The following is an 18,258-nucleotide window of genomic DNA, read 5'->3' as shown; positions in this document are numbered from 1 at the left end:
TGAATTTTTAAAAATCTATTACCCGCTGTGCGTGAAACAAGTTCGCCGCATTGACGAATATAGTCACTTTAAGCAGTTGGTTACCCTGAATGACTACTTCAATATCGACAATACCCTCGCGGACTAATACTCGCTCCTGATGTCTTTTCACCAGCAGCATTCTCCCTGAGGTGAAGAAGCGTCATAACGTGCAGCGTGTCGGATGGCATTACCATCCGACACCGAAATGCCTAACGACGGGAACGAACGATCTGGTAGCGTCGGGTAAAGTACTCAAACGGTGCGCTCCAGACGTGAACCAGACGGGTGAACGGGAAGAGCAGGAAGATAGTCATTCCCAGCACCAGATGCACGCGGAAGATAAACGCCACGCCGTCGAGGTGGGCAGAAGCTCCGCCACGGAAGGTGACAACCGACTGCGCCCATTCCACCAGTTTCAGCATTTCACTGCCGTCCGGGTGCTGGGCGGAGAACGGTATTGTGCTTAAGCCCAGAATGCACTGAATCAGCAGAATGCAGAGGATCAGGATATCTGCCGTGGACGAGGTGGCCCGGGCTCGAGAGTTGGTCAGACGACGCACCAGCAAGCCCGCGCCGCCAACCAGCGTCAGTACGCCGCAGATCCCGCCGGCAATCATCGCCATCTGTTGTTTCACCGCAACAGGCAGGAACCAGGCGTACATCCAGTGTGGGGTTAACATGCCGAACAGGTGACCAAAGAAGATCCCCAGAATACCGATGTGGAACAGATTCGACCACAGGACCATCCCGCGCTTGTCCAGCATCTGACTGGAAGACGCCCGCCAGGTGTACTGGCCGTAGTCATAGCGCAGCCAACTGCCAAGGATAAACACCGTCCCGCAGAGATAGGGGTAGATGTCGTAAAAAAAGACGTTCAGGAACTGTATCATTTCGGGCCTCCCGCGCTGACGTCGACGTACTGTGGCGCCACGTCCTGGCTAAAGCGTCGTTGATATTGCTGTAACGGCGAACTGTCACAGGCCGTGGCGTTATCTTCGATAAATTTCACCTGTTCCTCTTCCCAGACGGCATCCAGCGCCTGTCGGGTATCATCACGGTCCTCGGCGTTCACCTGTTTCGTGACACTGTCACTTGATAGTGGGCTGCCCGCCAGAAAAAGCAGGGCATCAAACAGTTGATACCACGGCGTGTCGCGCTGCTTTAAGCGCCCGCCCAGCAGGGCCAGAATTGGAGCGACGTTCTGCAAACCTTCGCGCGCTTCCGCTTCCGGCAGTACGCTCAGGTATTCCAGATACAGTGGCAGATGGTCCGGCAGCTCGCGACAATCAAGCTGTAGCCCGACTTTCTCGTACTGCGCCAGCAAATCGACCATCGCCTGACCGCGATCGCGCGATTCAGCATGCACATGCTCGAACAACAGCAGCGAAGTGGCGCGCCCTCGATCAAACACTTCGCACCATTCGGCCTGTTTATCGAGCAGCGGCGCGCTGAGCAGGGTTTCGGTGAAGTCGGTGAGCATCGGCGCATCGTGTCGCACCAGCGCCAGCGCATCGTCCTTACACTCCCACAGTTGCTCATCCGGATACTCCATCAGCAGGCCAATCACCTTGAGGATTTGCATCATTCCCCCTCCGCTTTGTCACGTACTTCGGTGATGTTGATCGCGTCAATACGGCTACTGTTGAACAGATTAAATTTGGTATCGGAGCCGTGGCATCCATCACCGAAAGAGAAGCCGCAACCGTTGCGCTCAGGGAAGGCATCACGCGCCATTTCACGGTGGCTGGTCGGGATGACAAAACGGTCTTCGTAGTTGGCAATCGCCAGGTAGCGATACATCTCTTCAATCTGTTCCACAGTCAACCCGACTTCGTCAATCGCACGGGTATCGGTGACGCCTTCCACGGTCTGCGAGCGCATATAATGACGCATCGCCATCATGCGCTTCAGCGCCCGCAGCACCGGGCCGGTGTCGCCAGCGCTCAGCATATTGGCGAGGTACTGCACCGGAATACGCAGGCTTTCGATCGCCGGTAGTACGCCGTCGCTTTTCGGCAGTCCACCCGCATCGGCATAAGACTGAATCGGCGACAGCGGCGGCACATACCAGACCATCGGCAGAGTGCGGTATTCCGGATGCAGCGGCAGCGCCAGCTTCCAGTCCATCGCCATTTTGTAAACTGGCGAACGCTGCGCCGCGTCGATCACGTTCTGTGGAATGCCCTGTTTAAGCGCTTCTTCTATCACCGCCGGGTCGTGCGGATTCAGAAACACGTCGCACTGACGCTCATAGAGATCGGTTTCATGCTCGGTGCTGGCCGCTTCTTCAATGCGGTCCGCATCGTAGAGCAGCACACCAAGATAACGGATGCGCCCGACGCAGGTTTCGGAACAGACCGTCGGCTGGCCCGATTCAATGCGCGGATAACAGAAAATGCATTTTTCGGATTTGCCGCTTTTCCAGTTGAAGTAGATTTTTTTGTATGGGCAGCCGCTGATACACAGACGCCAGCCGCGGCATTTATCCTGATCGATCAGCACAATGCCGTCTTCTTCACGCTTGTAGATAGCGCCGCTCGGACAAGTGGCGACACAGCTTGGGTTCAGGCAGTGTTCACACAGACGCGGCAGATACATCATGAAGGTGTTTTCGAACTGGCCGTACATCTCCTTCTGGATCTTGTCGAAGTTACGGTCTCGCGCGCGCTTTTCGAATTCGCCGCCGAGCAGCTCTTCCCAGTTCGGGCCCCAGATGATTTTGTCCATCCGCTTACCGTCAATCAACGAGCGGGGACGGGCGGTAGGTTGATGTTTGCCTTCCGGCGCGCTGTGCAAATGCTGATAGTCGTAGGTGAAGGGCTCGTAGTAATCATCGATTTGCGGAATGACCGGGTTAGCGAAGATTTTGGTGATGACGCCCATTTTGCCGCCCAGACGTGGTCGGATTTTACCGTTCACGTCGCGAACCCAGCCGCCTTGCCACTCTTCCTGGTCTTCCCAGTTTTTCGGGTAGCCAATGCCGGGTTTCGTCTCAACGTTGTTAAACCACGCGTACTCCATTCCTTCACGTCCGGTCCAGACGTTTTTACAGGTGACGGAGCAGGTGTGGCAGCCAATGCATTTATCGAGGTTCAGTACCATGCCAACCTGTGAGCGTATCTTCATTTTTTCGCCTCCTGTACCTGATCCCGACCTTCATCATCCAGCCAGTCAATGTTTTTCATTTTTCTAATCATGATGAACTCGTCGCGGTTGGAGCCGACGGTACCGTAATAGTTAAAGCCGTAAGCAAGCTGCGCATAGCCACCAATCATGTGCGTCGGTTTCGGGCACACGCGGGTGACGGAGTTGTGGATCCCGCCGCGCATCCCGGTGACTTCCGAACCGGGGATATTCAGGATGCGTTCCTGGGCGTGGTACATCATCGTCATGCCGGGCGGCACGCGCTGGCTCACCACCGCACGGGCGGTGAGGGCGCCGTTGGCGTTGAAGGCTTCGATCCAGTCGTTATCCTCAATGCCGAGCTCTTTCGCATCCGTTTCACTGATCCAGACAATCGGCCCGCCGCGCGACAGCGTCAGCATTAGCAGGTTTTCGCTGTAGGTGGAGTGAATGCCCCATTTCTGATGCGGTGTCAGGAAGTTAAGCGCTTTCTCCGGGAAGCCGTTCGGTGGGATCTCCCGCATTTCGCTGACGCTGCGGGTGTCAATCGGCGGACGATAAGCCACGAGGCTTTCGCCGAATGCCCGCATCCATTGATGGTCCTGATACAGCTGTTGACGACCGGAGAGGGTACGCCACGGGATCAGTTCATGGACATTGGTATAGCCCGCGTTATAGGAGACATGCTCGCTTTCCAGTCCGGACCAGGTCGGGCTGGAGATGATTTTGCGTGGCTGTGCCTGAATATCACGAAAGCGAATCTTCTCGTCTTCTTTGTTGAGCGCCAGATGCGTATGTTCGCGACCAGTCATCGCGCCGAGCGCTTCCCATGCTTTCACGGCGACCTGACCGTTGGTTTCCGGGGCCAGGGCGAGGATCACTTCCGACGCGTCCAGCGCGGTTTCAATCAGCGGACGACCTTTCGCCGGGCCATCACGCTTGGTGTAGTTGAGCTTGCCGAGGAAATCGACCTCCGTCTGGGTGTTCCACGAAATGCCCTTGCCGCCGTTACCTAACTTGTCCATCAAGGGGCCGAGCGAGGTGAAACGCTCGTACGTCGCGGGGTAATCGCGCTCCACCACGACAATGTTCGGCGCGGTTTTACCGGGGATTAACTCGCATTCCCCTTTACGCCAGTCCTGAATGTCGAACGGCTGCGAAAGTTCTGCCGGTGAATCGTGCTGCAACGGCTGCAACACCACGTCGGTTTCTTGTCCCAGATGGCCGACACAGACCTCAGAAAAGACGCTGGCGATGCCTTTGTAGATTTCCCAGTCGCTTTTTGATTCCCACGCCGGATCCACCGCCGCAGACAGCGGGTGAATAAACGGATGCATATCCGAGGTATTCATGTCGTCTTTTTCATACCAGGTGGCAGTGGGCAGAACGATATCTGAGAACAGGCAGGTGCTGGACATGCGGAAGTCGAGCGTCACCAGCAGATCGAGCTTGCCTTCAATGGCGGGGGATTCCCATTCAACCTCTTCAGGTTTAATGCCTTCGCGGGAACCCAGCGCTTCCCCCTGAATGCCGCTCTCTGTTCCCAGTAAATATTTGAGCATGTACTCGTGGCCTTTACCGGAAGAACCAAGGAGGTTAGAGCGCCAGACAAACAGGTTACGCGGATGGTTCTTGCCGCTGTCGGGTTGTTCGCAGGCAAAACGAATATCGCCGGATTTCAACGCCTGAACGGTGTATTCCACGGGAGACAAGCCGGCTTTTTCGGCGCTGGCCTTCACCGTCAGCGGGTTGAGGTTGAGCTGCGGCGCAGAAGGCAACCAGCCCATGCGCTCGGCACGCACGTTGAAATCGATCAGATGACCGGTGAATTTCGAGGCATCCGCCAGCGGTGAGAGCAGTTCCTGGGCGGTGAGTTTTTCATAGCGCCACTGACTGGCGTGATTATAGAAAAACGAAGTGCTGTTCATCTGGCGCGGCGGACGGTTCCAGTCCAGCGCAAACGCCAGCGGTAGCCAGCCGGTTTGCGGACGCAGTTTTTCCTGGCCGACATAGTGCGCCCAGCCGCCGCCGCTCTGTCCGACACAGCCGCAGAACACGAGGATGTTGATCATTCCCCGGTAGTTCATGTCCATGTGATACCAGTGGTTGACACCGGCACCAAGGATAATCATCGAGCGTCCGTGAGTTTTATGCGCGGTATCGGCAAACTCACGGGCGATGGTTTCAATCTGGAAACGCGGCACGCCGGTGATCTGCTCCGCCCACGCCGGGGTATAGGCCTTCACCTCGGCATAATCCTTCGCACCGTACATGTCATCCAGACCGCGATCGAGGCCGTAGTTGGCCAGCACCAGATCGTAAACGCTGACCACCGGACAACGGCGGCCATCGGCAAGCGTCAGTTGCTTCACTGGCAACTGGCGCACCAGTACCGGTTCCTGCTTCACGCTGCGAAAATGCGGGTTTTCGTTGCCGCCAAAATAGGGGAATGCGACGCCCAATACCTCATCATGCTGACCAAGCAATGACAGCGACAGCTCGGTTTCCGTACCCGCCGCCAGCGACTCAAGGTTCCATTTACCTTTTTCGCCCCAGCGGAAACCAATCGAGCCGTTAGGCACTACCAGTTCACCGGTGGTGTTGCAGGCGACCGTTTTCCACTCCGGGTTATTACTTTCGCCCAGACCGTCGACCAGATCCGAGGCGCGCATCATTCGTCCTGGCACATAGCTGCCGTCTTCACGGGCGTCCAGTAATACCAGCATCGGCATATCGGTATAGCGACGGCAGTAGTTAAGGAAGTAGTCGCTGGGATTGTCGAGGTGGAACTCTTTTAAGATCACGTGGCCCATTGCCATCGCCAGCGCGCTGTCGGTACCTTGTTTTGGTGCCAGCCACTGATCGCTGAGTTTGGCGACTTCGGAGAAGTCAGGGGTAATGGCGACCGTTTTCGTCCCTTTGTAACGGACTTCGGTAAAGAAGTGTGCATCCGGCGTACGCGTTTGCGGTACGTTGGAGCCCCAGGCGATGATATAGCTGGAGTTGTACCAGTCGGCCGATTCCGGCACGTCAGTCTGCTCGCCCCAGGTCATCGGTGACGCGGGCGGTAAGTCGCAGTACCAGTCGTAAAAACTCAGGCAGGTACCGCCGAGCAGGGAAAGGTAACGGGTCCCGGCGGCGTAGGAGACCATCGACATTGCCGGGATCGGCGAGAAACCGGCGACGCGGTCCGGTCCATAGGTTTTCACCGTCCAGACGTTGGCGGCGGCAATCAACTGGTTAAGCTCTTTCCAGCTAGAGCGGATGAATCCACCGCGTCCGCGTACCTGCTTGTAGCTCTGGCTCTTTAGCGGGTCGTTCATGATTGACTCCCACGCCAGCACCGGATCGGCATGGGTGGACAGCGCGTCACGCCACAGTTCGATCAGACGCTTACGCACCAGCGGGTATTTCAGGCGGTTGGCGCTGTACAGATACCAGGAGTAGCTGGCACCACGCGGGCAGCCGCGCGGTTCATGGTTAGGCAGATCCGGACGCGTCCGGGGATAGTCGGTCTGCTGGGTTTCCCAGGTCACCAGACCATTTTTGACGTAGATTTTCCAGCTACAGGAGCCGGTACAGTTCACCCCGTGGGTGGAACGGACAATCTTGTCAAACTGCCAGCGCTGACGATAGCTGTCTTCCCAGTCCCGGTTGGTATGCATCACCTGGCCGTGACCGTCAGCAAAGGTGTCACCCTTTTGTTTAAAGTAACGGAAGCGATCCAACAGTTTACTCATGACATTTCTCCTGCTCCATAGGGTCTTGTAGGCCGGATAAGTCCTGGAGACCTGATAAGACGCCGCAGCGTCGCTATCAGGCGTAAAATTCTTGCCGGATAGGCGCAAGCGCCTTATCCGACCTACAAAACATCGGTGAATATGTTGTTATTTTTGCTTCGGTTTACGGCGGCCATAGACCAGCCAGGTCACCAGCACGCAGACGATGTAAAACACCAGAAAGATTTTCATGGCGCCGACGGGAGAACCGGTCATCGCCAGCGAACTGCCGAAGGCCTTAGGAATGAAGAAGCCGCCGACGGCGCCAATAGCGGAAATAAAGCCCAGCGCGGCGGCGGTGTCGGTCACCGCTTCACGCTGTGCCTGTTCGTCACTGCCACCACGCAGTTTCACCCTGTAGATGGTGAGCTGGCGGAAGATGACGGCGATCATCTGGAAGGTAGAGCCGCTGCCCAGACCGGCGGTCAGGAACAGCCCCATAAAGACCAGATAGAAGGCAATAAAGCTGCCGGAACCGGAGCTGGGAAGCGTCAGGAAGAGCAGGGCCGAGAACAGCGCCATAAAGATGAAGTTAATCAGCGTCACCCGGACGCCGCCGAACTTATCAGAGATGACACCACCTGCAGAACGCGCCAGCGCGCCGATAAACGGGCCAAAAAACGCCAGATTGAGGATGTTCACGTCAGGGAACTGCGTCTTCGCCAGCATGGCAAAACCCGCGGAAAAGCCGATGAACGATCCGAATGTGGCCAGATAGAGCAGGCTCAACAGCCAGAGGTGAAAGCGCTTGAGCACCGGTAACTGAGACGCAATAGAGGCTTTGGAACTGGCAATATCATTGGTGCCAACCCAGGCGGCAATCGTGGCAATCGCCAGCAGCGGCACCCAGATCCAGGCGGCGTTTGCCAGTGAGAGCAGTGACCCATCGGGTTGCGGTACGCCCTGAACGCCGAGGAAGGCGAAGATCGGCAGAAAGATCACCAGCGGCGCGACGAGTTGCATCACGCTGACGCCGAGATTACCCAGTCCACCGTTCACTCCCAGCGCGCTGCCTTGTTTCGATTTTGGGAAAAAGAAGCTGATGTTGCCCATGCTGGAAGCAAAATTTGCGCCAGCAAAACCGCATAGCAGCGCGATAATGATAAATACCTCGAAAGGGGTGGTGGTATTTTGCACCGCAAAGCCGAGCCAGACGCAAGGAATAATCAGGATTGCGGTACTAAACACCGTCCAACGGCGTCCGCCAAATATAGGCACCATAAAGGAGTAGGGAACACGTAATATTGCACCAGAAAGAGAAGGTAATGCGGTCAATAAAAAGAGTTGATCGGTGGTGAAATTAAAACCAATTTTATTAAGATTGACGGCAACGGCACTAAATAACATCCAGACGCAGAAGGCGAGTAAAAGGCAAGCGACTGAGATACAAAGGTTTCTTCGCGCTATGTGCTTTCCTTTATTCTCCCAAAATGCAGGATTTTCCGGCTTCCAGTCACTCAAAAGATAACGATTATTCTTCTCATTTTGTCGTGCCATATTACCCCTCACATGCACAGATCGTTCATAAAAAAATAAGAAATAGTCTGCGTAAAAGGGCGCTATACGCCCTTTTTAGAATTTATTAATGCTTTTAGGAATATTGATGAAAGGATAGATAAGAATGCGCAACGACGCGGAGCGAAGGGGGAATAACAGGTTGCTTAAGTGTTACCAAATGTAAATAAAAAGTATAAGTGATTAACCTTCATTCGTTCAGGAAAAAAGCTCCAGCTCAATCATGCGATCAAGATGGCGATCAAACGCCGGATCGGCCATCTCCTGAATGCCGAGAACGTACATGCCATCAAGGCCACAGACCAGTGCAATCAGGCGCCAGGCGATGTCGGCAGGGTCGGAGGCGAGGGTGAACTCTCCGGCGGCGAGTCCGCTTTCGATAATCGCGACCGTTTCCTCGTGCCACATGCGCATGGTGAGGAGATAAGCGCTTTTGATTTCCGGGTCTTTATCCGCAAGGATCTGCGCTTCGCGCCAGAGCTTAATGTAGGGCTCGAATCCGCGATCATCACTGCCCAGCGCGGCGTGCAGACGCGTGCGCCAGGTGGCATCTTCCGCGACCAGTTCCGCATCCAGCAAGGTGCGAATCAGACGAACAAAAGCCTGTGATTTCAGTTCGCCAGCGGAGGTGAAATGGTGGTGGACTTGCCCGGTGGCCACTTTTGCTTCTGTGGCTATCCGTCGGACGGTCATGGCCGAAAAACCGTCTTCGAGCGCCACGCGCATGGCGGCCTGCAATATCACTTCGCGACGCTCATCTTTGTTCAGATAGCTCATATCCCCTCCATTCTTTGCGGAGAGGCAGTGTATCAACAAGCTGGACAACCGTTCAATTGTTACACGCTACAACTGAAGCGAGAGTTCCATCGCGGAACGACGCAGGGGGGCCAGCGCTTTTTCCTTCAACGCGGCGGCGCTCATTGATGACGCCGGCACCCCGACATTGAGGGCCGCCACCACGTTGCCACTGCGGGAAAGCAGCGGAACGGCCAGGGAACAGAGTCCAACTTCGATCTGTCGGTCAGCCAACGCGTAGCCCTGGATACGTACCCGTGCGATCTCTTCCCGCAGCGCCGTCAGGTCGCAAATCGTATGCGGGGTATAGCGGAGGAGCTGAGCGCGTGACAATGTCACCTCTAACTGTTCTTCGGGAAGCGCGCTAAGCAGCACGCGACCCATCGACGTGGCCCATGCGGGCAGACGGCTACCGCGTCCAATGTCGACGCTGAGCAGGTTATTCACCGCCGCGCGGGCGATATACAGTACGTTATCGCCATCAAGCGTGGCAGCAGAACAGGATTCGCCGAGTGATTTACCCAGATTATCCAGCGCGGCCTGCGCCACTTTTGCCAGCGGCGTACCGGCGAGATAGGCGTGACCCACGGCCAGTACGCGTGGCAGCAGTTCATAACTGCGGCCGTCGGGACTGTGCACCATACCCAGTGCCGCTAGGGTATAGAGACAGCGACGCACAGCCGCACGGGAAATCTGCGTTTTCTGGCTGAGTTGTGAAATCGTCAGGCGCTGACGTTGAGGAGTAAACGCATTCAGGACTTCCAGACCCCGCGCCAGGGACAGCATAAAATTAGGGTCAGACTTAGCCGGCGGGCTATTGATAACTATCTGATTTTTATCGCTCATTGAGTCCTTCTCCTGTGCAACGCAAATCTTAAACCGCATCAACTATACCGCGCGAATGAACGCGAGCCCGGGAATATCCCCATTTTCCCACCGGGATCACACTATTAACCTCAACGTAACAATCACGCCGATAATCGCACAACATTTCGATTATCGCCGTTGACCACCTCCATAGCACACACCTATTGTCAAAAGCATCGTCACCGTGGGTTATCACCGGTGGCACGAAAAGTAATGATATTTATGCTCAGGAAGAAACGAATGACTGCGACCGTTGAACATATTGAAAGCTGGGTGGTTGATGTCCCGACGATTCGGCCTCACAAACTTTCCATGACCACGATGGGGTGTCAGACGCTGGTGATTGTCCGGATCACACGTTCAGACGGGATCTGCGGCATTGGCGAAGCCACTACTATTGGTGGTCTGAGCTATGGGGTGGAAAGTCCGGAGGCGATTCAGTCCGCGATTACGCACTATTTCACACCTCTGTTGAAAGGCCAGCCTGCCGGGAATCTGAATGCGCTGACGTCGCGTATTCGCAGTGCAATCAAAGGCAACACCTTTGCCAAATCGGCTATTGAAACCGCGCTGCTGGATGCCCAGGGAAAAGCGTTAGGACTGCCGGTTTCCGCACTGCTGGGCGGCGCGCTGAATACCGTCCTGCCGGTCTTATGGACGCTCGCCAGCGGCAACACGGACAACGATATTGCCGAGGGACAGCGGCTGCTGAATGCCGGGCGGCATCGGGCATTTAAGCTGAAGATCGGCGCCCGGGAGCTGGAAACCGACCTGCGTCATACCCGTGCCATTGTGGAGGCGCTGGGGGATCGCGCCAGCATCCGTGTTGACGTCAACCAGGCGTGGGATGCCACTTCAGCGGCAAAAGGATGTCGGGAACTTGCGGCCATGGGCGTTGACCTGATTGAGCAACCGGTGAGCGCCGAAGACAACAATGCGCTGGTTCGCCTGAGTCATCGCAGTGACGCAGCGATCCTGGCGGATGAATCCGTTGCCAGCCATTTCGACGGTTATCGTCTGGCGCAGCAGGGGTTCAGCGGCGCCTATGCGCTGAAGATTGCCAAAGCCGGTGGACCGGCCAGCGTGCTGAAACTGGCGCACGTTGCACAGGCGGCAGGAATCGGACTGTACGGCGGCACGATGCTCGAAGGTACCGTGGGTACGGTGGCATCACTGCATGCATGGTCAACTCTGCCGTTGCAGTGGGGCACAGAGATGTTTGGCCCGCTGCTGTTAAAAGATGACATCGTCAGCTTTCCGCTCTCCTTCGCCGATGGTTGTGTCACGCTGCCGCAAGCACCGGGACTGGGAGTCGAACTGGATGAGGAAAAACTGCAGTTTTATGCCCGCAAGCGTCGGGAATAACAGGAGAGACAAATGTTATTTAAAGTGGATATGACCGTGAATATTCCTTACGGAATGCCGGCGAATGAAATTGAAGAGATTAAATCACGGGAAAAAGCCTATTCCCAACAGTTACAACGAGACGGTAAATGGCGACATATCTGGCGCGTTGCAGGGCAGTACGCCAATGTCAGTATCTTTGATGTCGATGATGCCGAAGAATTACACCGGATATTAATGGCACTGCCGTTATATCCATTCATGGATATTCGTATCGAAGCGCTGTGCCGCCATCCATCGTCTATTCAGAATAACGACCGATAATATCAGTACCGCATGCCGGAAATGATCCGGCATAACCCTACAGACAATAATAAGCGAGACGTATTATGAGCCATTCTTTTATCCAACAAGATGACGTACAGAAATTATTGCGTGAAGGTGCCGGATTAAATGGGCCGGAAGGGAATGAACGTTTTAAATCGATTATTCATCGCCTGCTCGGTGATATTTGTACCCTTATTGATGATTATAATGTCACGCAGGAAGAATTCTGGCATGCGGTGAATTATCTGCATGAACTGGGCGGACGTCAGGAAGCGGCCCTGCTTGCTGCCGGTCTGGGTCTGGAACACTTCCTCGATCTGCGCCAGGAAGCGATCGAATCCCGCCAGTCATCAGAGACCGGTACCCCGCGTACCATCGAAGGGCCATTGTATGTGGCTAACGCACCGCTGGCTGATGGCTATGCCCGGATGGATGACGGCAAAGATGCTGGCGAAGTGATGTGGTTGCACGGTCAGGTCAAGGACGTACACGGACAACCGGTGGCCGGGGCGATTGTCGATATCTGGCATGCCAACACGCTGGGCAATTACTCTTTCTTCGATCAGAGCCAGAGCGACTACAACCTGCGCCGTCGCATTCGTACCGACGCTGAAGGGCGCTACAGCGTGCGCAGTATTCTGCCTTCGGGTTACGGTTGCCCGCCGGACGGCCCGACGCAGAAATTGCTCAATCAACTGGGCCGCCACGGCAACCGCCCGGCGCACATCCACTTCTTTGTCTCTGCGCCGGGCTTTAAGCACCTGACCAGTCAGATCAACCTGAACGGTGACCAGTATCTGTGGGATGATTTCGCCTTCGCTACCCGTGATGGTCTGATTGCCGACCCGGTGAAAATCAGCGATCCGGCGTTGATTCAGCAACGCGACCTTGCCGGTGAACATACAGAAGTTTGTTTCGACTTTACGCTGTGCGCGGCGCAACGTGCTGAAGAAGAACAACGAATTACCCGACTGCGCGCTCAGGAATAATACGCGACGCCTGTCTGACCCATACTGTTTTATACCCTACATAATTTGAGCGCAGCCAACGCAACTGCCACTTAAAGTATGACGGGTATATACATCCTGAATTATGCAGGAGGGATACACTCATGCAAAAAACGCTCTCGGCATTAAAAGATAAAATCACGCAGGCTCTGATTGTGGATCGTGATAATCATATTTATCGCTGCCATCGTTCGATATTTACCGATGAGCAGTTATTTAATCTGGAACTCAAACATATCTTCGAAGGGAACTGGGTATTTCTGGCGCATGAAAGTCAGATCCCGGAACCCGGTGATTATTTTACGCTGACCCTGGGACGTCAACCGGTCATTATTACCCGCGATAAAAAGAACGAACTGCATGCGCTTATTAATAGCTGTGCGCATCGTGGCGCGATGTTATGTCGACGAAAGACGGGAAATAAAAACTCCTTTACCTGTCCGTTTCACGGCTGGACCTTCAGTAATAACGGCAAACTGTTGAAGGCGAAAGATGAAAGTACCGGTGGTTATCCGGAGACATTCAGGTATGACGGGTCGCACGATCTGAAATCGCTTCCGCGCTTTGCCTCGTATCGCGGATTTCTGTTCGGTAGTCTGAGTGAAGATGTGCTGCCGCTGGAAACCTACCTCGGCGAGACAATCAAAATTATCGATCTGATGGTCGATCAGGCTCCCGAGGGGCTGGAAGTCCTGAAAGGTTCGTCCAGCTATGTCTATGAAGGCAACTGGAAACTGGGGGCGGAAAACGGGGCCGACGGCTATCACGTCAGCGTGGTGCACTGGAATTATGCCTCAACCATGTCGCGCCGTAATTACGAAGCGGAAGGCACGCGGACGGTGGATGCCAACGGCTGGTCTAAGAGTCTCGGCGGTGGTTACGGGTTTGAACACGGTCATATGCTGCTGTGGACGCGGGCGATGAACCCTGAAGTCCGCCCGGTTTACGATCATCGTGAGCGGTTAAAGGCGGAATTTGGTGAAAATCGTGCCGACCAGATGGTCAATGAGACACGGAATTTGTGTCTCTATCCCAACGTGTACCTGATGGATCAGTTTTCCACGCAGATCCGCGTGATTCGCCCCATCGCGGTCGATAAAACCGAAGTGACGATCTGGTGCTTTGCGCCTAAAGGCGAATCTGACCAGGCTCGCGCGCTACGCATTCGCCAGTATGAGGATTTCTTTAACGTCAGCGGGATGGGAACCCCCGACGATCTGGAAGAGTTCAGCGCCTGCCAGCGCGGCTATCTGGGAGAAAATCTGGCGTGGAGCGATCTCAGTCGCGGCGCGCTGCACTGGGTAGATGGTCCGGATGAACATGCGCAACAGGCAGGATTCAGACCGCTGTTGAGTGGTGTGAAGTCCGAAGATGAGGCGCTCTACATCGCTCATCATCATCACTGGCAAAACCTGATGCTCGCAGCGGTGGAAAAAGAACAGCAGCAATATGAACAGTCGATTACGCAACGCGTGGAGGTGGGCGGATGTTAACGCTTGAACAGGTTCGCCAGTTTCTCTACTACGAAGCGCGGTTGCTGGACGATCGCCAGTGGGACGCGTGGCTCAACTGCTATAGCCCGAAGGTAGTCTTCTGGATGCCCGCCTGGGGCGATGATGATAAAACCACCCGCGACCCACAGCGGGAGATTTCGCTTATCTATTATCCCAACCGGGACGGACTGGAAGATCGGGTGTACCGCATCAAAACCGAACGTTCCGGCGCCAGCACCCCGGAGCCGCGTACCACGCATATGATCAGCAACATCGAACTGCTGGGCGAGAAAGAAGGCGGCATCGAGGTGCGCTACAACTGGGTCACTTACAGCCACCGTTATCAGCATACCGATGCCTACTTCGGCACCACACACTGCACGCTGGTTGAACAGGACGGCCAGCCGCAAATCACGCGGAAAACTGTGCGACTCAATAACGACTATATCCGTCAGGTGATTGACGTTTACCATATTTAAGAGGTGCTTATGAGTTTTACAATTGCCCTCAATTTTGAGGACGGCATCACCCGTTTTATTCAATGCAACGCCGGTGAAAAGGTGCTGGATGCCGCTTACCGGCAGAAGGTGAACCTGCCGATGGATTGCTCCGACGGCGTTTGCGGCACCTGTAAATGCCACTGCGCCAGCGGCGATTACGCGCTGGGAGAGGACTTTCTGGAAGAGGCGCTGAGCGAGGATGAAGCCACTGCACGACAGGTGCTGACCTGCCAGATGATCCCCGCCAGCGACTGTGTCATTGACGTGCCGGTCGCTGCGGCACAGTGTAAAACCAGCATCACGACGACGCATGCAGATGTGCTGGCGATCAATGCGCTCTCTGACACCGCGATTGAACTGATCGTACGCCCGGATACCGCGCTCCATTTTCTCTCCGGGCAGTACATCAACATTCAGGTTCCGGGGACGACGCAGCAGCGTGCCTACTCATTCAGTTCGCTGCCGGGCAGTAACGAAGGACGCTTTCTGATCCGTAATGTGCCCGGTGGGTTGATGAGTCAGTGGCTGACCCAGCGCGGACAACCCGGTGATACCGTTACGCTTAGCGGTCCGATGGGCAATTTTTATCTGCGCCACGGCGAACGCCCGGTGCTGATGCTGGCTGGCGGTACCGGACTGGCCCCGATGCTGTCCATGCTGGAAACGCTCGCTGCGCAGGGGAGCCAGCGTCAGATCTCGTTACTGTATGGCGTGACCTATGATGTCGACCTGGTCAAAACCGACGCGCTGGACGCCTTTCAGCAGAAACTGGCTGACTTCCGCTGGTTACCGGTTGTCGCCGACGCGCAAAGTGGTTGTCCACAGCGCGGGTTTGTCACCGATCATCTTAGCGAGGCGATGCTCAATCAGGGCGATGTGGATATTTATCTTTGTGGTCCGCCGCCGATGGTCAATGCCATCACCACGGCGTTACGCGAGCGAGGCATTACGCCAGCCGGATTCTGGTACGAAAAATTTATCGCCAGCCAGAGTGCGGCGGCGTAAGGAGCCTCTATGCGATTTAACGATAAAGTTGTGGCCATTACCGGCGCGGCGCAGGGAATTGGTCGCCAGACCGCTATTCAGGCCGCGCAAGAAGGGGCGCGGCTGTTGCTTATCGATCGTTCCCGCCATGTCCATGAACTGGCGGCAACGCTGGCGTCGGGTGGGTGTCAGGTGCTGGCGCTGGAAGCGGACCTGGAACAATGGGAAAGCACCGAACAGGTTTTTGCCGCAGGCGTCGCGCATTTTGGACAACTGGACGTGCTGGTCAATAACGTCGGCGGGACTATCTGGGCCCGACCGTTTGCCGAATACCAGCCGGATCAGATTGAGAAAGAGATCCGTCGTTCGCTGTTTCCGACGCTGTGGGGCTGCCGCGCAGCGCTCCCATGGATGCTGAAACAGGGGCGCGGCAGTATTGTGAATATCTCTTCTGTTGCCACAGGCGGGGTAAACCGCGTGCCATATTCAGCCGCGAAGGGCGGCGTCAACGCGCTAACACGATCGATTGCAATGGAATACAGCGGCTGCGGTATTCGCATCAATGCGGTGGCACCCGGAGGGACCGACGCCCCGGCGCGTCTCGTTCCGCGTAATGACGAAACGCCGTCCGCCCAGGAGCAGGCGTGGTATCAGCAGGTGATTGATCAGACCATCGACAGCAGTCTGATGCACCGCTATGGCACGCTGGCGGAGCAGGCGAATGCGATCCTGTTCCTCGCCAGCGATGACGCCAGCTATATTACCGGCATCATCTTACCGGTTGCCGGAGGCGATCTCGGCTGATGTTGTTCTACCCGTAAGCCGACACGGGAGGTCGGCTTGCTGTTTTATTCCGCTGGATTGCCATCATTCACCGACGTCAAAATCATTCACAGATTCAATAACCCTCATCTTCGATAATCACGTAGCTGAACAAAAAGTTGGACATATGTTCAATTTTTCGTAGGATCGTGGAAGCTGGACATGTGTCCAGTTTGTATTTACAGGGAGCTTTATGTTTCGTCAGTGGTTAACGTTAGTGATTATTGTGCTGGTCTACATTCCTGTTGCGATTGATGCAACGGTGCTGCACGTTGCCGCACCCACGCTGAGTATGACGCTGGGTGCCAGTGGCAACGAGCTGTTGTGGATCATTGATATTTACTCGCTGGTGATGGCAGGGATGGTACTACCGATGGGCGCGCTCGGCGATCGCATCGGCTTTAAGCGCCTGCTGATCCTCGGCGGGACGCTGTTCGGTCTCGCATCACTGGCTGCCGCCTTTGCCCACACCGCCAGCTGGCTGATCGCCACTCGGGCCATTCTGGCAATTGGCGCGGCGATGATCGTACCGGCGACGCTGGCCGGGATCCGCGCCACCTTCTCGCAAGCACGCCATCGCAACATGGCGCTTGGCGTCTGGGCGGCGGTGGGGTCTGGCGGGGCGGCATTCGGCCCACTGGTGGGCGGCATGCTGCTTGAGCACTTCTATTGGGGCTCAGTGTTCTTAATCAATGTGCCGATTGTACTTGTCGTGGTGGCGCTCACCGCGCGCTATGTTCCGCGTCAGGCCGGACGTCGCGATCAGTCGCTCAATCTGGGACATGCCATTATGCTGATTGTCGCGATTCTGCTGCTGGTTTACAGCGCGAAAACGGCGCTGAAAGGGCACATAGCTACCGGCGTTATCGCGCTGGCGCTGGTGAGCGGCGCACTGTTGCTGGCGCAGTTTGTCCGCATTCAGCTGGCGGCGAGTCGTCCCATGATTGATATGCGCCTGTTCACCCATCGTATTATCTTAAGCGGCGTGGTGATGGCGATGACAGCGATGATTACACTGGTCGGTTTTGAGCTGTTAATGGCGCAGGAATTGCAGTTTGTTCATGGCTTAACGCCGTATCAGGCTGGATTGTTTATGCTGCCAGTGATGCTGGCCAGTGGGTTTAGCGGCCCGATTGCCGGGATGCTGGTATCACGACTGGGGCTGCGGAAAGTGGCAACCGGCGGAATGGCGCTAAGCGCATTGAGTTTCTATGGCCTGGCGGCAACGGATTTCAGTACCCAGCAAATTCAGGCCTGGATGTTAATGGCGCTACTGGGATTCAGTGCCGCCAGCGCGCTGTTGGCCTCAACGGCGGCGATCATGGCGGCGGCGCCAGCCGAGAAAGCGGCAGCGGCCGGGGCGATCGAAACGATGGCCTATGAGCTTGGGGCGGGGCTGGGAATTGCTGTCTTTGGTCTGTTGCTCAGCCGCAGTTTCTCTGCGTCGATTGCTCTTCCTGACGGTCTGAACGCCGGAGAAATGGAACGTGCCTCGTCTTCAATGGGTGAAGCGGTACAACTGGCGCAGTCGCTTCCCTCGGCATTGGCGGATCCTGTTCTGCTGGCCGCGAAGCAGGCTTTTACCTGGTCGCATAGCGTGGCATTAAGCAGCGCCGGGAGCATGCTGATTTTGCTGGCAGTTGGCATGTGGTTCAGTCTGGCGAAGGCCGCACGCGAGTAA

The 18,258-nt window shown here is 55.8% G+C and carries 15 protein-coding genes; 8 read left to right on the top strand and 7 right to left on the bottom strand.

Annotated features, from left to right (window positions below):
- Positions 1-230: 230 nt before the first annotated feature.
- The 7 genes from narI to ACQ0PY_RS11885 form a co-directional block, all read right to left on the bottom strand.
- Positions 231-911, bottom strand: a complete 681-nt coding sequence (gene narI / locus ACQ0PY_RS11915) for a respiratory nitrate reductase subunit gamma (RefSeq protein WP_162300696.1) — start codon at positions 909-911, stop codon at positions 231-233.
- Positions 908-1,603: a nitrate reductase molybdenum cofactor assembly chaperone gene (gene narW, locus ACQ0PY_RS11910; protein WP_044257968.1), complete on the bottom strand. Its 696-nt coding sequence runs from the start codon at positions 1,601-1,603 to the stop codon at positions 908-910. Before narW ends, narI begins: the two co-directional genes overlap by 4 nt.
- Positions 1,603-3,147 carry a nitrate reductase subunit beta gene (gene narH, locus ACQ0PY_RS11905; protein ID WP_043000675.1) on the bottom strand — a complete coding sequence of 515 codons (1,545 nt, stop codon included), beginning with the start codon at positions 3,145-3,147 and terminating at the stop codon, positions 1,603-1,605. The genes narW and narH overlap by 1 nt, the downstream gene beginning before the upstream one ends.
- Positions 3,144-6,884, bottom strand: coding sequence for a nitrate reductase subunit alpha (locus ACQ0PY_RS11900; RefSeq protein ID WP_044267587.1), 3,741 nt, complete (start codon positions 6,882-6,884; stop codon positions 3,144-3,146). The genes narH and ACQ0PY_RS11900 overlap by 4 nt, the downstream gene beginning before the upstream one ends.
- A 147-nt stretch (positions 6,885-7,031) precedes the next feature.
- Positions 7,032-8,420, bottom strand: coding sequence for a NarK family nitrate/nitrite MFS transporter (locus ACQ0PY_RS11895; RefSeq protein ID WP_044267589.1), 1,389 nt, complete (start codon positions 8,418-8,420; stop codon positions 7,032-7,034).
- A 216-nt stretch (positions 8,421-8,636) separates the two neighbouring features.
- A complete protein-coding gene (locus ACQ0PY_RS11890; RefSeq protein ID WP_044257920.1) occupies positions 8,637-9,215 on the bottom strand; it encodes a TetR family transcriptional regulator in 579 nt (192 codons plus the stop codon).
- Between the two features lie 66 nt (positions 9,216-9,281).
- Complete coding sequence (locus ACQ0PY_RS11885; protein ID WP_161215637.1) at positions 9,282-10,118, bottom strand: IclR family transcriptional regulator domain-containing protein; 837 nt, start codon at positions 10,116-10,118, stop codon at positions 9,282-9,284.
- Positions 10,119-10,313: 195 nt separating this feature from the next.
- On the opposite strand from ACQ0PY_RS11885, the gene ACQ0PY_RS11880 reads away from it, so the two are divergent.
- The 8 genes from ACQ0PY_RS11880 to ACQ0PY_RS11845 all read left to right on the top strand — a co-directional run bounded on the left by ACQ0PY_RS11880 (position 10,314) and on the right by ACQ0PY_RS11845 (position 18,258).
- Positions 10,314-11,465, top strand: a complete 1,152-nt coding sequence (locus ACQ0PY_RS11880) for a muconate cycloisomerase family protein (RefSeq protein WP_224788364.1) — start codon at positions 10,314-10,316, stop codon at positions 11,463-11,465.
- 12 nt (positions 11,466-11,477) lie between these two features.
- Positions 11,478-11,768: a muconolactone Delta-isomerase gene (gene catC, locus ACQ0PY_RS11875; RefSeq protein ID WP_099434155.1), complete on the top strand. Its 291-nt coding sequence runs from the start codon at positions 11,478-11,480 to the stop codon at positions 11,766-11,768.
- Positions 11,769-11,833: 65 nt separating this feature from the next.
- On the top strand, positions 11,834-12,760 hold the full coding sequence (gene catA, locus ACQ0PY_RS11870) for a catechol 1,2-dioxygenase (protein WP_043000681.1): 927 nt from the start codon (positions 11,834-11,836) through the stop codon (positions 12,758-12,760).
- A 122-nt stretch (positions 12,761-12,882) separates the two neighbouring features.
- Positions 12,883-14,271 (top strand): Rieske 2Fe-2S domain-containing protein, encoded by a 1,389-nt coding sequence (locus ACQ0PY_RS11865; protein ID WP_109740243.1) that lies wholly within the window; start codon positions 12,883-12,885, stop codon positions 14,269-14,271.
- A complete protein-coding gene (benB, locus tag ACQ0PY_RS11860) occupies positions 14,265-14,750 on the top strand; it encodes a benzoate 1,2-dioxygenase small subunit (protein ID WP_044328245.1) in 486 nt (161 codons plus the stop codon). Before ACQ0PY_RS11865 ends, benB begins: the two co-directional genes overlap by 7 nt.
- 9 nt (positions 14,751-14,759) lie before the next feature.
- Positions 14,760-15,776, top strand: coding sequence for a benzoate 1,2-dioxygenase electron transfer component BenC (benC, locus tag ACQ0PY_RS11855; protein WP_061070112.1), 1,017 nt, complete (start codon positions 14,760-14,762; stop codon positions 15,774-15,776).
- Positions 15,777-15,785: 9 nt separating this feature from the next.
- Complete coding sequence (locus ACQ0PY_RS11850) at positions 15,786-16,559, top strand: 1,6-dihydroxycyclohexa-2,4-diene-1-carboxylate dehydrogenase (protein ID WP_043000685.1); 774 nt, start codon at positions 15,786-15,788, stop codon at positions 16,557-16,559.
- Positions 16,560-16,770: 211 nt separating this feature from the next.
- Complete coding sequence (locus ACQ0PY_RS11845; RefSeq protein ID WP_109740242.1) at positions 16,771-18,258, top strand: MFS transporter; 1,488 nt, start codon at positions 16,771-16,773, stop codon at positions 18,256-18,258.

The organism is Citrobacter sp. LST-B2 (genome assembly GCF_057983045.1).
The sequence above is the reverse complement of the archived record's forward strand: the minus strand, read 5'-3'. Positions and strand labels throughout refer to the sequence as shown.

What these genes read in the sequence shown, in the direction of transcription:
- catA (WP_043000681.1), top strand. Translation starts at nt 11,834, where the DNA reads ATGAGCCATTCTTTTATCCAACAAGATGACGTACAGAAATTATTGCGT.
- catC (WP_099434155.1), top strand. Translation starts at nt 11,478, where the DNA reads ATGTTATTTAAAGTGGATATGACCGTGAATATTCCTTACGGAATGCCG.
- ACQ0PY_RS11900 (WP_044267587.1), bottom strand. Translation starts at nt 6,884, where the DNA reads ATGAGTAAACTGTTGGATCGCTTCCGTTACTTTAAACAAAAGGGTGAC.
- benB (WP_044328245.1), top strand. Translation starts at nt 14,265, where the DNA reads ATGTTAACGCTTGAACAGGTTCGCCAGTTTCTCTACTACGAAGCGCGG.
- benC (WP_061070112.1), top strand. Translation starts at nt 14,760, where the DNA reads ATGAGTTTTACAATTGCCCTCAATTTTGAGGACGGCATCACCCGTTTT.
- ACQ0PY_RS11850 (WP_043000685.1), top strand. Translation starts at nt 15,786, where the DNA reads ATGCGATTTAACGATAAAGTTGTGGCCATTACCGGCGCGGCGCAGGGA.
- ACQ0PY_RS11880 (WP_224788364.1), top strand. Translation starts at nt 10,314, where the DNA reads ATGATATTTATGCTCAGGAAGAAACGAATGACTGCGACCGTTGAACAT.
- ACQ0PY_RS11895 (WP_044267589.1), bottom strand. Translation starts at nt 8,420, where the DNA reads ATGGCACGACAAAATGAGAAGAATAATCGTTATCTTTTGAGTGACTGG.
- ACQ0PY_RS11865 (WP_109740243.1), top strand. Translation starts at nt 12,883, where the DNA reads ATGCAAAAAACGCTCTCGGCATTAAAAGATAAAATCACGCAGGCTCTG.
- ACQ0PY_RS11845 (WP_109740242.1), top strand. Translation starts at nt 16,771, where the DNA reads ATGTTTCGTCAGTGGTTAACGTTAGTGATTATTGTGCTGGTCTACATT.
- ACQ0PY_RS11885 (WP_161215637.1), bottom strand. Translation starts at nt 10,118, where the DNA reads ATGCGGTTTAAGATTTGCGTTGCACAGGAGAAGGACTCAATGAGCGAT.
- narI (WP_162300696.1), bottom strand. Translation starts at nt 911, where the DNA reads ATGATACAGTTCCTGAACGTCTTTTTTTACGACATCTACCCCTATCTC.
- narW (WP_044257968.1), bottom strand. Translation starts at nt 1,603, where the DNA reads ATGCAAATCCTCAAGGTGATTGGCCTGCTGATGGAGTATCCGGATGAG.
- narH (WP_043000675.1), bottom strand. Translation starts at nt 3,147, where the DNA reads ATGAAGATACGCTCACAGGTTGGCATGGTACTGAACCTCGATAAATGC.
- ACQ0PY_RS11890 (WP_044257920.1), bottom strand. Translation starts at nt 9,215, where the DNA reads ATGAGCTATCTGAACAAAGATGAGCGTCGCGAAGTGATATTGCAGGCC.